The organism is Gardnerella sp. C0026F2 (assembly GCF_056590715.1).
Genome location: NZ_JBWPWR010000002.1, coordinates 389106 through 405606 on the forward strand (window position 1 = coordinate 389106; position 16501 = coordinate 405606).

Consider the following 16501-nt stretch of genomic DNA (forward strand, 5'->3'; position numbering starts at 1 on the left):
ATATTTATTCAAATACCAGCACATTCTAATGTACGATACTTAAGCCAATCTACAAATTTTACAATATTTTTCTTTATTGATTATCTGTGTCTTGGTTTTCTTGAGAATCGTTAGTTTCGCTAGCTTCTTCAGATTCAGCCAACGCAGCTTGAACATCTCGCTGAGCCTGCTTAGCATCCGCAGAAGATTGAGCATTCGCCGAATCCTCATTATCGTCAGAAGCTTGCGCAACTTGTTGGTTTTGTTGAGCATCCCCAAAATCAAATCCAGAGAAAGCATTTGCAAACAGCGAGCGCAATTCCGTAACGCGCTGCGTAATAGTTGCCTCACGATGCTGTAATTGGGTTAATCGAGTCGTCATGCCATCAAGCTCTTGCTGCGCTGCAGCTCTACGCTCTTCAACCTGAGCAGTTGCCTCCTGCATAGCTTTTCGCACAATATCAGCAGCCTGACTATCCGCAGCCTGATGCGTTTGCGCTGCATATTCGTCAGCTTCTTGATGAACAGTTTTTGCGCGAGCAACCAAAGCATCTGCTTCTTCCTGAGCTGCACTTTCTTTCTCTTTCAAGCCAGAAAGCAAGGCATTGACTTTCTTTGTAGCTTCCTCCTGTTGAGCAGCAATATCTGCGCGGATCTGCTCAACTTCTGCACTAACTTGGCTTAACGTACGCGTACGTTCAACTTGAGCATCATCTGCAATTTCTTGAGCTTTAGCGGCAGCAGCATCTGTAATTTCGCCAGCTTTGCGCTGTGCGTCAGCCATCATCTTCGAAGCGTGTTCGCGCATATCAGCAAGCTTTTTATTTGCTTCAGCGAGAGCAGATTCAATCTGATCGTTTGTTTCAGCTTTAGCACGCGCAATCTCTTCGTTTGCAGCCGCACGCTGCTCAGCAATTTTTTGAGCAGCTTCCGACTTAAGTTGCGAAATGCTACTTTCTTGTTGCGCACGCTCTGAAGCCATACGCTTTGTATGTTCTTCTTGAGCGTTTTGTAAAGCTAATTCTGCAGCGTCTTTTTGAGCTTGCACATCTTTAGCAGTAGTATCGCGCAAACGTGCAGAATCTTCTTGTGCAGCCTGCATAAGTTGTGTCGACTTTTGCGTGGCATTAGAAAGCATTGTGTCTGCTTTAGTTTGTGCTTCTTGCATTAAATGTGCAGCATCCAGCTTTGCATTGTTCAGCAAAGTTCCGGCTTGTGCTTGTGCATTCTTTTTAATTGATGCAGCATCTTGCTTAGCGCGCTCAAGCAATTGAGAACTAGTTTGCTCAGCAGATGCCAGCAATTGTTGTGCATTTGCACCTAAAGATGCAAAAGTATTTCCGCTTTTTGCACGTTTTACATTATTTTTTTCTTCTTGCAATTGCGCTTGTAATTGCAAAATTGATTCATCGCTTGAACGCACTTGTTCACGCAGACGAGAAATAGTACGCTCATAGTTTGCAAATGCTTCATTTACCTTGTCTTTATCGTACCCACGCAACGCGGTTGGGAATAAATCAGCCACCATAATATTCCTTTCACAAGCCCCCACACAGCTGCACAAAACGCTGTGCTACACCATCAGAATCAACGCTATCACTTACAAGCAAAAAACACTCGTGTGTTGCGCACGTTTTTGCTAAGCTCACACAACTGCAGTTACTACCTAGCTCAAATACAGTAATGTTTATATAGCATATGTGATTATTTGTCGCGAATTACTAAAGCAAGAAGTCTACCTTCATGCGATTTTCCAGCAAGTTGCGCGCGCCTATGCGAATACCACAGAGGATTTTCCAAAGTGCACATTGGGTTTTGCAAATCCTGCAAGCGTGCAGCTAAGGACTCGCCTTCCCCATCTACTTCGCAAATCGTACGCAATTCCTCATCTTCAGATAAATATTGCGTTGCAGTTGTAACTCGCGGCAAAGCGTCAACAACATTCGCAACTCCTGCGAGCGCTAAATCAATGCGAGCAGCTTCAGCAATATCAATACCGATTCCACCGAAACGCGTTTTTGTTACAGTTTGCGGGTATCGTTTTTCAAAATCGCGCGCAATACTCTCACCAACTTCGTAGCAATCTCCACAAATACACGGACCGAGCACTGCTGTTATACGAGAACGCTCAGCTCCCTTTTCGCACATTGCTTCGATAGCAGCATCGAGCACTCCAGCCATCAATCCTTTTCGCCCACAATGCGCTGCAGCGATTACTCCAGCTTCATCGTCCGAAAGTAAAACTGGCAAACAATCTGCAGCAAACATGCCCAAAGCAAGCGAGCATGCAGTTGAAACTTGCGCATCCGCCTCAATTCTCAATTGCGAATCTGCAAAACCTGTTGCATCAGAACCGTAAGAAGTATTCCATGAATCTACTACACTATCTGCGTCGAATACTTCTCTGCTATGAACTTGAGCAACAAGCGACAAGTCTGCTTGCAAAGCTTTCTGTAAAGCTGCGCGATTGCTTGCTACAGCCTCCGCGCTATCTCCTGCGCGTCCGCCTAAATTAAGTGAAGCAAATGAGCCTTCAGAAATTCCACCCAATCTAGTAGTAAAAACTGCATGAGTGTGAGTTCCTAACGCCACCGGAATAGTCACAGGAATTGGCGTACCGTCCTCATCTTCTTGAGGCAACGGCATACCAGTTACGCTTGTTTCTTGCATTTTATTGTTTTCTTTCAGCCTAAATAAGCCAATTCTTCATTGCTTAATTGCAAATCGGAAGCTTTCAAACTATCTAAAATTGTAGCTGGTCTGTGAGCTCCAGGAATTACGAATATGTGATCGCCTTTAGCGAGTTCCCAAGCCAAAACTACTTGCTGATAACTTACGCCATGATTTTCGGCAACTTTGCGGAATGGATCGAAAAGATGCTCGTCATAAGGATGACGGAATCCACCAAGAGGACTCCAGCAAACAAAAGCAATTCCAAGCTTTTCGCAGTATTGCAAGGTATCTTCATTCTCTAAATGAACTGGAGAATATTGATTTTGTACCGCTACTAGCTTTTCTCCTAAAATATTGCGAGCAATATCGATTTGCTCCACAGAAGCGTTAGAAATACCGATTTCTCTAGCAACACCTTCGTCAAGCAACTGTTGCATTGCTTCAATAGACTCATTGTATGGAACTTCTGGATCCGGTCTATGGAAATAAAGCAAGTCAATAGTGTCAACGCCCAAAGCCATTGCAGACTCTTTTGCATGCGCAATCAAATGCTCTGGCTTACCATCCTTACCCCATGTTGGTCGTCCGTCAGTAAAGTTACGGAAGTGACCAACTTTTGTTGCAACTAAAATAGAAGATTTGTCGCCTTTCCAGCTTTCTAAAGCCTCACGAACAAGCTTTTCGCCAGTTTGTTCCTCGCCGCCAGAGCAGTAATACGCCCATGCGGTATCAATATGTGTGCAGCCAGCATCAAGAGCCGCGTGAATTGTTTCAATTCCCATATCGTGGCCAAGATTGTTTTCTATTGTCAATGGCATTTCGCCAAAACCAATAGCGGTTGTATCAAACGAACCTAATGCGCGATGCATAACCATATTTCACCCCTACTTTGTAAGTTTTATATTTTCCGTAAGTATTTATTATTGCATTACGCTACTTTACGCAGTCGCAATATTTTACTACTTTCTATATTTTATTTTATTGCACAGATTGCATAAAACATTTAAATCGCTATCTAAAAGAAATGCCTCCAAACGCAAACGCAGCTTGAAGGCATTTCTACGAATATTTATTTTTATTTAGTATCTAGCAATAATTTTGCTTTAATACTATTTGAGCGATTAATCTTCCTCAAATGGATCAAAATCGCGACGCACGCGGCGACGAGGACGCTCTGTGCGCTCTTCACGAGCCGAACGATACTCGTCATAGTGATCGTCGTCAGCTGCATAACGCGGCTTTCTATCGGATACGCGACGATTTTCTGAATCTCGACGATTTGAGCGATCTTCACGATCATCGCGATCTGCACGATCTTCACGATTGTCGCGATTTTCGTAACGGTCGTCACGGTCATCGCGCACGCGGCGACGAGGACGCTCATCAAAATCGTTATCGCTGTAGCGATCGTCGCGATCTGCACGATCCGCACGACGGTCGTCGCGACGAGTGTTGCGGTCATCATAACGGTTATCGCGATCCGCATATCGGTCATTTCGATCCATGCGATCTCGATCATCTCGATCATCACGATCATCGCGCATGCGGCGACGAGGACGCTCATCGCGATCTGCGCGGTCCGCACGGTCATGATTATCGCGATCGTCACGGCGAGAACGACGGTAATCGCCACGAGAGTCACGAGAATCACGGGAATCACGATCGTCACGAGAACCGCGAGAACGATTTTCGCGCACTGCTGGAGCAGAAGATTCTTGATCTTCAAAACCTGGAATAGCCAAAGAAATCTTGCCGCGCTCATCTACGCTTTGTACGATAACTTCAACATTATCGCCTTCCTTCAGCACATCTTCAACAGTGTCAATGCGCTCACCATTTGCTAAATTGCGAATCTGCGAAATATGAAGCAAACCGTCAGTTCCAGGAGTCAAATTCACAAAAGCTCCAAAGCTTGTGGTCTTAACAACCTTGCCTGTGAAAGTTTCACCAGCTTTTGGCACGCGAGGATTTGCAATAGAATCGATGATTCCCTTAGCTTTCTCAGCAGCTTCGCCGCCTTCAGAAGAAATGTAAACAGTACCGTCATCTTCAATAGCGATTTCAGCACCAGTTTCTTCCTGAATTTGGTTAATCATCTTGCCCTTAGGTCCGATTACTTCACCAATCTTGTCTACAGGAATTGTGGTTGTAATAATGCGTGGAGCAAATGGGCTCATCTCAGCTGGGCAATCAATGCACTCGTTAATAACTTCAAGAATCGTTGTACGAGCTTCATGTGCCTGCTGCAAAGCGGCAGCCAAAATATCAGCTGGAATACCGTCAAGCTTCGTATCGAGCTGCAAAGCAGTGATGAATTCAGAAGTACCAGCAACCTTGAAGTCCATATCACCAAATGCATCTTCTGCACCGAGAATATCAGTCAAAGTCTTAAAGATATGCTTTCCATCAACATCGCCAGAAACTAAGCCCATAGCAATACCAGCAACTGGAGCTTTCAAAGGCACACCAGCAGCAAGCAAAGAAAGCGTAGAAGCGCAAACGGAACCCATAGAAGTAGAACCGTTAGAACCAATAGCTTCAGACACCTGACGAATAGCGTATGGGAACTCTTCGCGGCCTGGCAATACTGGAACCAAAGCCTTCTCAGCTAAAGCACCGTGACCGATTTCACGACGCTTTGGAGAACCAACGCGACCAGTTTCACCAGTGGAGTATGGAGGCATTTCGTAGTTGTGCATATAACGCTTGGTTTGTGGGCCAGAAAGCGCATCAACCTGCTGCTCCATCTTAAGCATATTCAAAGTGGTCACACCCAAAATCTGGGTTTCACCACGCTGGAAGAGTGCAGAACCGTGTACTCGAGGCACAACATCAACTTCTGCAGAAAGCGTACGAATATCGCGCAAACCACGACCATCAATACGATAATCTTCGGTCAAAATACGACGACGAACAATTTGACGCTGCAATTCTTTAAACGCGTTGCCGAGTTCCTTTTCCTTCTCAGCTTCGTCCATATCAGTGAATTCTTCTGCGATTGCGGCACGCACGCCTTCTTTAATTTCAGCGATGCGATCTTGACGAGGAAGCTTTTCAGCAATAGAAAGAGCTTCATTCAAATCAGCATGAGCAATCTCGTCAATACGAGCATAAAGTTCGTCAGTATATTCTGGGAAGAGTTGGAATTCCTTAGTTTCCTTAGCTGCAATGCGCTTCAACTCATTTTGAGCATCGCAAATAACCTTAATAAATGGCTTTGCAGCTTTCAAACCGCCGGCTACAACTTGCTCATCTGGCTTGACTTGACCATCATTGTAAATCAAATTCCAAGCATTCTTACCAGCACCAGCCTCAATCATTGCAATAGCAACATCGCCGTTTTCAATCACGCGACCAGCCACAACAATTTCAAATACTGCACGTTCGCGCTCACTCCAACGTGGGAAAGCAACCCACTGACCATCAATCAAAGCCAAACGAACGCCGGAAACTGGACCCTCAAATGGCAAACCAGAAATCATAGTAGATGCAGACGCAGCATTCAAAGCAATAACATCGTAAGCATCATCTGGATTAATTGCCAAAATTGTTTCAACAACTTGTACTTCGTTACGCAAAGTGTGTGGGAACAACGGGCGCAACGGGCGATCAATAATACGGCATGCCAACGTTGCTTCGTTAGAAGGACGACCTTCACGGCGGAAGAACGAACCTGGAATCTTTCCAGCAGCATACATTTTTTCTTCCACATCTACAGTTAATGGGAAGAAGTCGTAATTTTCCTTCGGGCTAGATCCTGCAGTCGTCGTCGACAAAATCATGGAATCGTCATCCAAATATGCGGCAACAGCACCATCCGCTTGCTGAGCAAGTCGACCAGTTTCAAAGCGTAGCGTACGCTTACCAAATGAACCATTATCAATAACGGCTTCTACAGCCTTAATTTCGGGACCCTCCACGGGTTCCTCCTTTTCTTAACTTACCTAATCAACCAACATGCGTAATAACATTGACGACTTCGCATTATTACCTATATGCGAATATTTGCACTCTTTGCAACACTTGCGTTACGTCAATATTTCGTAGTGTTTTTTGTTTCGGTTACTTCAATCATCCGTATTAAGTTATGCTTCAATTTTCAATTATGTGTTGAATTATTTGTTAATTCTTTTTAGTTATAAATTATTTTTTAGTTATAAATTTTAAATATTGCCCACTACTTTATTGCCCACTACACTTTCCCCAAATATTGCGCATGAGTGAACAATTTATGCATTTAACAATTGAGCAAACGTATAAATAATACAAAAGCCCGAGCTTAAGCCCGGGCAATAAGACTATCGACGCAAGCCGAGTCGTTCAATCAAAGAACGATAACGGTTGATGTCAACACGCTTCAAGTAATCGAGAAGACGACGACGATCACCAACCATGAGCAACAAACCACGACGAGAATGATGATCGTGCTTGTGCTCCTTCAAATGCTCAGTAAGGTCAGCAATGCGCTTGCTAAGCAAAGCGACCTGCACTTCTGGGGAACCCGTGTCACCCTCGTGCGTCGCGTATTCGTTGATAATGTTCTTCTTATCTTCAGCCGTTAATGCCACGGCATCCTCCTTAATATCACTGCGCGGTGCCACAACCTTCTGCTGTAGCGCTCTCAATCCGCGGGCGTTACACGCCAAACGACTATTGTACAACCACTTGCAAACAAGTTATTTTTGTAAAATCTAAACATTACATTGCTGTCAAAAAACCGCCAAAAATAACTACTAATATTGCCAAAACCTCAATTGCATAAAACATTATGAACGATGCCCAACTGCGCGTAAGAACATTCAAAGCTGAAGTTTTAGGAACAATTACAAGCAAACCGACAAAAATGACAGCAAATACAGCCACTCCAATACCTGCAGAAATAATGCCAAGATTTGCCGCATTCGCTAAACCTGAAGCATGACCATAGACCACATAAGTCGAATACCAGAAGCTCATGTTTAGCATGCATAATCCGGCAATAAGTTGTTCTAAAGCCAGAAAAACAGCAAACATTATTCTCCAAATCCAACGATGAGTGTCAATTAACGCCATAGCAAGACTTGTAAAAGCAGCTACTGTTATTACCCACGAAATAAAAACGACACCTTGCGAAGATAATCCAGAGCAATGCGAAATAACCCATAAAGTATGACGAACTGCCATAATGCGGCCAATCCAATACGGAATAACAATGGCAACAAGCAGAACGCCAAAATAAATCCACCATCTCTTTGGATTAGAATGCTTACGAGAAAAATCAGCAATAGACAAGTCTGTTTCCGGCAAACCAATGTTTAAATATTCGTCAGAAATTTTGCTTTTTGAATCATCATTCTTTTCCGGAACTTCATTAGCATTGATTACGCGAGCAGAACGTTTCCTAGGCTTTAGTGGAGCAAAACTTTGCGGACGTTCACTATCATGCTCATCATTTAACTTCATTCGCTACTTCTCCTGCCAATCTTTAATCGTCAAGCAATTTCTCAAGTTTTAACAATGCAACATTACATTACTAATATTGTATGTTATAACGCAATTAACCGATAGCGTGTGCACAAAAAGTGTCAACCGTTTATGGCGACTGCTAGGCTCAAAATAACAGTTGTTTCGCTTGATTTTTAATTAGCAAGCGTCACTAAATACGCAAAATTTATGACAGGACATTATGGGATTTATTCATTTTATTGTTAACCTACTCAAGGATCCACGCTCAGCTATTGCAAGTTGGATTGCAATGGGCACAGCTCCAGCATTAGGTCTTATTTTTCTCATTGTTTTTATTGAAACAGGCGTAGTATTCTTCCCATTCCTTCCAGGAGATTCACTTCTTTTCGCAGCAGGCTTTTTTGCAGCTCCTGACGCTCAAACAGGTCATAGCGCGCTTCCACTTCCACTATTACTTGCCGTAGTGTGGATAGCACCAATTATTGGCGATCAGTGCAATTACTTCATTGGTCATTTCTTCGGACGAAAGATTGTAGAATCCGGAAAGGTAAAAGCACTCACTCCAGAACGAGTTGCAAAAACCGAAAAAATGATTGATAAATGGGGTCCGCTGGCAGTATTCTTGGGCAGATTCTTCCCATTTATACGTACTTTTATGCCGTTTATTTCCGGAATTTCTGGAATGCGTTGGACACGCTTCACACCATTTTCTGTACTAGGCGGTCTCATTTGGTCGTCGCTTTTCACATTTCTTGGATATTTCTTCGGCAAGATTGATTTTGTACAGAAGAATTTTGAATTAGTAATTGTTGCAATTTTGCTTATTTCGCTTGTGCCAACTTTTATTGGTTTATACAAAGCGCACAAAGCAAAGAAAGCAGCAAAACTTAATAAAGAAAGCAAGTAAACCCACTTACGACACTCAAGCACGCTGCACTACAAAAAATATTGTTTTTATACAAGCTTTGTAGTACAGTGTGCAGAGTTGTCATAAGATGATTTGTCTTAGACATTGGGGCTATAGCTCAGTTGGTAGAGCGCTTCGTTCGCATCGAAGAGGTCGTGGTTTCGATTACCATTAGCTCCACTAAGCCCACTGCATTCATTCCACCGCAGTGGGCTTTTTATTTTCTCGCACAATGCCTATTAAATCTATCGAAACTACCTAAACTATCAAAACCTTTAAAACAGTTTACTTACGTTAATTTTCTTTTTAAGAATAACGCTAATTACTAATGCAACACAAAGGATTGCTATAATTCCAGCACCAATATAAGCCACAATTTCTATATAATTTACCGGCTTTCGATTAAAGGAATCAGCATTCTCAAAAGATTTTTCCGATTTTTTCACTTGCGAACGAGCTATCCAATCATCGTTATCTGAGCTATTGTCGGAACTATCATCAGAACTATCAGCATCTTTACTCTCACTATTTTTAGATTTTTTATCTGCTTCAGATTTTTTTACAAGCTTATTTGCAATAGAAATAACTCTCACATTTTTATATTGCAAAGTTGTTATATTTCCCGCATAATCTGCAGCTTTTACTAATACGTCGTGAGTAAAACCGTCTGGTTTTAGTTTTGTGGATAAAACTGATTTATTCACATCTTTACCGCTCCAAATACGATTTGTTTTACCATCAACATCAATCGTTACATATTGCAATGCTATGTTATCTTTTGCACTAATGCGTAAAGTTTTTCCTTCTTTATTAGTGCGATAAGTAGAATTATTTTGCATATCAAACACTGTTGCTATTGGAGCAAGATTATCTACTGTAAACTGCACAGAAGCTGGTGCAAATTGCAACATTCCTTCTTTTTTGCTAACTGCACTTTCGTTACAAGAATGATTTCCTGCCTTGTCTACTGACATAACGCGCACACGATAATGAGCATTATCGGCAAAATTCCGTTTAAAAATAGTGTAAGTCAATAGTTGCCAGCCATGATCTATGCGACTGTTTACAGAAAAATCCTGTTTTGACAAAATCTTCTCTACACCGTCTCGCATAACACTGATTTTTGCAGGACTTGCCAATCCACTAGGATTGAGTTCTTCAATATGAATATCTTTAGCATTTTGCAATTGTTTACGATTAATTTCCTTAGTGGAACTATCTATACTAAATGAGGAACCGCTTCTATTTATAGAAAATTGCAACTTACCAGAAATAACATGATCTACTAAATCTTTAGCACTCCACTGAAGCTGATACACGTCATCGTCTTGAGTTCCATTATAAAAACCTGCGTATTGCACACTTACACTTTGCAAATCAGCTTTTTTAGGCACAAAAGAATGCAATTCCTTAGCATATCGCATTCTTCTCAGCGAATACGTTACGCTTGCAGGTTTTAACCAACGATCTTTTATAACTAATGTTGGAACTACAGCATGAGAATATGCTCCGCCTTGTTGCACTCCAGTAATAGAAACAGTTGGCGCAAGCGTATCAATAATGAATTTATTGCTGATAGACGAACTCACATTACCTGATAAATCTTCAACACAATAGCGAACATCCCAAGAAGCATCCCCCGAAAAAGAAACATCAGCATACCACACATTTGCATGCACACCATCGTTTTTAAAGCTTTTAGCTGTAAGTACCATAACCTGCTTACCATCAGCAAAAACTTTCGCAATAGGAAAAGAATCGTGAAGCAAATACGAAAAAACGAACGAATCGTCCTGTATTAATATTCTTGAAGCTCGATTATTACGAAAATATTTGCCTTCATACGATGCGTTGTTATCATAGCTAACACTCAAGCGAGGAGCAGTTTTATCAATAACAATATATCGCGAACGCTTGCTATAAGAGTTATCTTTTGTTAAATCTGAAGCATTCAAAACTGAATCAGGAATGCTTAATATTGGCTTACGAGAGCGCAATTTGTTGCTAGAAAGTCTATTTTCATTAGAAATATAGTTAGTTTGCTTTGAAACATGAGGATTAGAGTCAACTCCTCCCCATATGCGTTTAGGATGCATTGTTACAGCAGCAAGTCTTATAGAGATATCTTGCAAATCATATATTCCTTCTTTTTGCAATTCAACTCTTACTATTCCTAATACTCGAGGTCGGATCTTATAACGAATATTAACCAAGGACGACACCGCCTCAGTCTTAGCTAAATCAGCTTTGGCACTCACTATTTGATATCTTCCAACGCTAACAGTAGCTTTATGCGCATTTCTAATTTCCGAAGCGTCCAATCCATCAAAAGTTATAAGTAGCGAAGCAGAACGTTTAGTAAACATGTACTCGCCTTGAGTGCGAACAGTTTTCTGTTTTGTCATAACAGAAACATTTGCTATATGCAATCCTTTGGCTGCGTTATAGCTGTTCTTTGCATACGCAATAGAATTAAGTGGCAATAATGCAGCAACTATAGCAACACTAATAAATGCAATAATCCCAATATAAACACCAATGCGAGCGCAACTGCATTTAAGTCGCTTGAAAAACCACATATCCCCCAAATTTCTTTGTTTACACATTTATTCCCCCCTTTTTATTATTTCTTTTATTTCTTTTATTTCTTTTGCAAAAAAGCTAGATTAATTTCATCTTGAACTTCTTTGACACTGTCGATTGCGTTTTTCTTTCTACTTGCAGCTTCATCATTTGACACATTCGCTTGTTTAAGAAGATATTCTGCCTTGTCGCACATTTGCTGAATTTCTTGTTTACTGGATCCACTTTCTAGAAACATCGGCAACCACGAATGAATTGATTGCAAAACTAGTTCTCCAGTATCCACAAATAAGACGTCTCCGTGGTCTTTCTCAACAATTTGCATTAACTGCTGTAATTGATTCACATAATTTTTATATGTTTCTACACTTGCACAATCTTTAGAAACATCAACAAGCTGCGCATAAGCGTCAGAAATAGCGATGTATGCGCTTAACATTTTTTGATTTGAAACAGTATGCGATATGTCATCAGAATTAGTTTCTACATCTTGCAAAGATGCTTCATTTGCATCCTTCTCATATTTTTGAGCCTCTTGGAACCATACTTTTGCTACTCGCATACGAGATAATCGTTCTGTTTGCGAAACTTTTCCAGAAAATCCTGCAAAATAGTACCAATACGCTTTGCCCAATTCTATAGAAATATTCGACCAATCTTTATTTACAGTACGCAAGTTTTGCTCGTATTTATTAATCAAACCAACAAAACATTGCTCTTCTTTGGCACTCCATTGCTGATCTGCAAGTTGAATTTGCAATAAAATTTGGAGAGGTTTAAATGACATTTTGCTTATATATTTCTTATTGCGCATGCTATTTTGCACTTGCATTGCATGAGAAATATATCGACACGCAATATCCGAATTGCTTTCACGCTCAGCTAATTGCATGTAAGAATCGTAGCTTTTATTATTTTTTCGTATTGCTTCAATTCTTTCACTACTTGGCTCACCATTAAAAGATTGCTTATTTCGATTTACAAAAGCATGCCCAACAAATAAACCTAAGCAGTTGAATAAAATTACTATAAAAACTAGCACTACAACAATTAATGCAGTAATTGCATAGCGCTTTTTTCTAGCCTTAAAACTATTTTTGCCTTGTTTGCGTCGCAATACATTCGCAGAAGTGTCGCATTGTTGTGAATGTTTTTCTGTACGCTCACACGCTTCCAGTGCAGAAAACATTTCTTCGCAATCTTTATATCTATGAGATGGTTTAGTAGCTGTAGCTATTGCGAGCACGGACACTAATTGTTCTGCTACTTCACGATTCTCATGAGGCAATAGTACAGCAGATTGCACGTCTGTTTTAGACACTTCAGTTGGCAATAATGCGTAACGCAATGTCATTCCAATCGAATACACATCGCTTGAAGTAGTTGCTGCAGAGTTTTCATTCAAAATTTCAGGAGCAGTAAAAATATTAGTAGCAAATCGAACGTCGCACTGATCTATTGTGCGTAAATCAAGCACTCCCCCGTTTGCATATAATTGCGTTGCAGCACCAAAATCAATCAAACGGACCGTGCCATCTTCTGAAATCATAACCTGAGAAGGCTTAAGATCACCGTATATAATTGGCGGATAATGCGAATGTAAATAAGAAAGTATTGAGCAAAGTTGCATACCTAAATCAAGAACAGTTTCAACATTTTGCAATCCAGATTCTTCTACAATAGATTTTAAAGAACGCCCCTTTACATAATCACGAACAGCATAAGCTCTACCATTTTCTTCAAAAAAATCAACAATTCGCGGAATAGCTGGATGATCGCATTCCTTTAAAACATTCGCTTCAGCGCGTAAGGATTGAATAATATGCTGTTGATACTCTTCGTCTCCTTGCAGAAGCGTTTCTTTAACAGCCCATTGCTTGTGCAAAACGGTGTCAACAGCAAGAAAGACTGTTGAAGTGCCACCACGCCCCAGCTCACCGAGCAGCTGATAGCGTCCGCCTACACAAACCATCGTTACGCCTCCGCAATATTGAAAACTACAACTACTCATCAAATATTTCAGTTAATTTTTTGAGTAATTGAATTACAGTTGCGACTACTGTACCGATAAATTTATGCGTAAAAAAGCTTTTTATAGCATTGTGGATAAAAGCTTATAAACCTACAAAACTCACGTTTTGTAGAAGAAGTAGAAGAATATATCAGTCGATATTAGCGCCCAAAGCTAAAAGTTTGCCTCTAAAATCTGCATATCCTCTATCAATTAGCGAAATTCCGCGCACATTCGACGGACCTTGAGCAGTAAGAGCTGCAATTAAATGACTAAAGCCTCCGCGCAAATCAGGTACGTCAATATCTTGACCTGTCAACGGAGTAGGTCCGAAAATAACTGCAGAATGCTTGTAATTGCGCTGCTGGAACCTGCAAGGAAGCGAACCTAAGCATTCACGATAAAGCTGAATCATAGCTCCCATTTGCACAAGTGGCTTCGTGAAGCCAAAACGATTTTCATAAACAGTTTCATGCACAATACTCAAGCCCTTCGCTTGAGTAAGCGCAACAACAAGAGGCTGCTGCCAATCAGTCATAAAACCAGGATGCACATCGGTTTCAATAGCAACCGGATGCAAATCCCCACCCGGATGCCAAAAACGAATTCCTTTATCTGTAACATCAAACTGTCCGCCAACTTTACGGAACACGTTTAAGAAAGTCATCATTTCTGGCTGAGTTGCGCCCTTAATAAACACATCTCCGTGTGTTGCAAGAGCAGCAGAAGCCCAAGAAGCTGCTTCAATGCGATCAGTTAATGACGTATGAGTGTATCCTTGAAGCTCTTTTACTCCTTCAATACGGAAAGTACGGTCAACGTCTACAGAAATAATCGCACCCATCTTTTGCAAAACTGCTACCAAATCCATGATTTCTGGCTCAATTGCAGCTCCGGAAAGCTCTGTACGACCTTCTGCAAGAACCGCTGCAAGCAAAGTCTGCTCGGTTGCGCCGACAGAAGGATAAGGCAAATGAATTTTAGTGCCATGCAAGCCATTAGGTGCAGTAATATGAATACCATCCTCGTGATCTTTATCTACATTTGCACCAAGTTTACGCAACGTTTCAAGATGAAAATCAATTGGACGACCACCAATATTACATCCTCCAAGCGCAGGAATAAACGCTTCTCCAAGACGATGAAGAAGAGGACCAGAGAAAAGAATTGGAATACGAGACGAACCAGAAAGAGTGTCGACGTCAGCTACATCTGCGAGCTGCACTTTTGTGGCATCAATTGTCACAATTCCTTCAGGCCCATTAACCTCAACGTCAACACCATGCAAACGCAACAAATCAGAAACTACATGAACATCGCGAATTTCAGGAACGTTTTTTAGAACAGACTTACCAGGCGCCAACAAAGCTGCAACCATAGCTTTGCTAACAAAGTTTTTTGCGCCACGCACTTTAATAGTGCCATTAAGCGGCTTACCACCTTCTACATGCAACACATCTGCAGCGTCAATGCCACTATTGTTGTTCTGTTCAGCCGTATTGTGTGCGGACACATTTACCTCTTTCGTTCGCGCTAAAACACTATTCACTATAATACCGGCATATTTGCCAACGCGCTCATGCAATCTATTAAAACTGATTAAATTAGCGCGTAGATCGTTGACGCCATCGACGAATCAATCTAGTAAGCAATGATGGTTTACGCAATAAATCTACTTCTGGCAATTCATGCTCAGACTCAGCTGTAAGAGCATAAGTATAGGCTTTTTTGGAAGAAGGTTTGCCAACAAGATTCCCAAATTCAAGCATTTGCGTACGCGGTTCAAACGGGTGACGAATATCAAATTCAAGCAAACGCACGCCTCTTTTAGCAGGTTCAGGGCCGTAAGATCCAAAACCACATGTAGGAGTAGCAACAAATAGCATATTACTCTCGGGATCTTTAGCTGCGAAAGAATTGCGGTGATCGTGACCGGCAATTAGCGCAAAAGCTCCTGCATCAAGCAAAGCAGCGTATTCACCACTATCGACGTCAGGGCAGCTAATTCCTTCACCTAAATACCCATCTGGCAGAACATGTTTTTCGTCAAGAGCATAATAGCGACCAGCAAAAGTACGATACCCTTCAATAGCATGTTCGCGCGCAGCGAGTTCTTGCGGAACTTCGCGAAGAACACGATAATATTGCGGCAATGGAAAATGCTGAAAAACGCAAATATGTTCAGGCAAATAAGAAGAAAGACCAGAAACAAACTCAATAGTTTTTTTAGAAGGGCTACCATAGCCGCCGGATTTAGCATAATCTCCCGAATCAACTAAAACTATTGAAAAAACAACCTTTTCATGCTTTTCATCCATAACAGGCAAGGCAAAAGTACCAGGCTCACATGTAAAAATAATCTGCTTTGGCAACACACATTTTGTCGATTGCATAGCACTTGCAGAAGATGCATTAGAAGCACTGCGATTCATGCAGCATGGAAAATCTTGATATATCTTATCAAGCTCTTCATTACTTAGACCGCACTGGAAATCATGATTACCATAAGTAACAACCCACGGAATACTGCGATCTTCTAGTGGCTTCATTAACTTAGCAACAAATTCGTGCACTTTATCAACCAATTGCTTCTTATCAGAAGCCGAAATATTGGAAGATTCCTGCCAGCGTCTACGCTGAAAAGTTTTTGCAAATACTTTTTCATAACCTGCAATCTGGTTTCCGCTAAAAACTACAAGATCTGGTCGCACAGCATCGCAAGCAGAAGCAATAAGTCGAATAGTATCTTGTGAAATACGTAACCCATCTTGAACATCTGCACACTGAAGCACCCGGAATTTACCAGAAAGATGGAACTGCAAACGTCCTAAACGCGCCGAAACAGATAAAGGAAGTGCCGCAGATGCATTAGCTTCAGATTGTGCAGAATCAGTCATACTTTA

At 41.4% G+C, this 16501-nt stretch carries 11 protein-coding genes and 1 tRNA gene; 2 read left to right on the top strand and 10 right to left on the bottom strand.

What is annotated here, in order from left to right; genetic code table 11:
- Positions 1-73: 73 nt before the first annotated feature.
- The 6 genes from AC1EK3_RS04220 to AC1EK3_RS04245 all read right to left on the bottom strand — a co-directional run bounded on the left by AC1EK3_RS04220 (position 74) and on the right by AC1EK3_RS04245 (position 8094).
- Positions 74-1507, bottom strand: a complete 1434-nt coding sequence (locus AC1EK3_RS04220) for a cell division protein (RefSeq protein WP_480033148.1) — start codon at positions 1505-1507, stop codon at positions 74-76.
- A gap of 176 nt (positions 1508-1683) precedes the next feature.
- A complete protein-coding gene (locus AC1EK3_RS04225) occupies positions 1684-2649 on the bottom strand; it encodes a purine nucleoside phosphorylase YfiH/LACC1 family protein (RefSeq protein WP_480033147.1) in 966 nt (321 codons plus the stop codon).
- A gap of 14 nt (positions 2650-2663) precedes the next feature.
- Positions 2664-3527 carry an aldo/keto reductase gene (locus tag AC1EK3_RS04230; RefSeq protein WP_391496221.1) on the bottom strand — a complete coding sequence of 288 codons (864 nt, stop codon included), beginning with the start codon at positions 3525-3527 and terminating at the stop codon, positions 2664-2666.
- Positions 3528-3773: 246 nt separating this feature from the next.
- A complete protein-coding gene (locus AC1EK3_RS04235) occupies positions 3774-6572 on the bottom strand; it encodes a polyribonucleotide nucleotidyltransferase (RefSeq protein ID WP_480033146.1) in 2799 nt (932 codons plus the stop codon).
- A 378-nt stretch (positions 6573-6950) separates the two neighbouring features.
- Positions 6951-7220, bottom strand: a complete 270-nt coding sequence (gene rpsO, locus AC1EK3_RS04240; protein ID WP_004109774.1) for a 30S ribosomal protein S15 — start codon at positions 7218-7220, stop codon at positions 6951-6953.
- 130 nt (positions 7221-7350) lie between these two features.
- Positions 7351-8094 carry a teichoic acid transporter gene (locus tag AC1EK3_RS04245; RefSeq protein WP_421784704.1) on the bottom strand — a complete coding sequence of 248 codons (744 nt, stop codon included), beginning with the start codon at positions 8092-8094 and terminating at the stop codon, positions 7351-7353.
- Positions 8095-8317: 223 nt separating this feature from the next.
- On the opposite strand from AC1EK3_RS04245, the gene AC1EK3_RS04250 reads away from it, so the two are divergent.
- Positions 8318-9004: a DedA family protein gene (locus AC1EK3_RS04250; RefSeq protein ID WP_480033145.1), complete on the top strand. Its 687-nt coding sequence runs from the start codon at positions 8318-8320 to the stop codon at positions 9002-9004.
- Between the two features lie 107 nt (positions 9005-9111).
- A tRNA-Ala gene (locus AC1EK3_RS04255) sits at positions 9112-9184 on the top strand.
- Positions 9185-9279: 95 nt separating this feature from the next.
- Here AC1EK3_RS04255 and AC1EK3_RS04260 read toward each other — a convergent pair.
- The 4 genes from AC1EK3_RS04260 to AC1EK3_RS04275 form a co-directional block, all read right to left on the bottom strand.
- Complete coding sequence (locus AC1EK3_RS04260; RefSeq protein ID WP_480033144.1) at positions 9280-11610, bottom strand: hypothetical protein; 2331 nt, start codon at positions 11608-11610, stop codon at positions 9280-9282.
- A 35-nt stretch (positions 11611-11645) separates the two neighbouring features.
- On the bottom strand, positions 11646-13559 hold the full coding sequence (locus AC1EK3_RS04265; protein WP_480033143.1) for a serine/threonine protein kinase: 1914 nt from the start codon (positions 13557-13559) through the stop codon (positions 11646-11648).
- Between the two features lie 190 nt (positions 13560-13749).
- Positions 13750-15111 carry a UDP-N-acetylglucosamine 1-carboxyvinyltransferase gene (gene murA, locus AC1EK3_RS04270; RefSeq protein WP_004109784.1) on the bottom strand — a complete coding sequence of 454 codons (1362 nt, stop codon included), beginning with the start codon at positions 15109-15111 and terminating at the stop codon, positions 13750-13752.
- Between the two features lie 91 nt (positions 15112-15202).
- A complete protein-coding gene (locus tag AC1EK3_RS04275) occupies positions 15203-16495 on the bottom strand; it encodes a metallophosphoesterase (RefSeq protein WP_415687441.1) in 1293 nt (430 codons plus the stop codon).
- Positions 16496-16501: the final 6 nt, after the last annotated feature.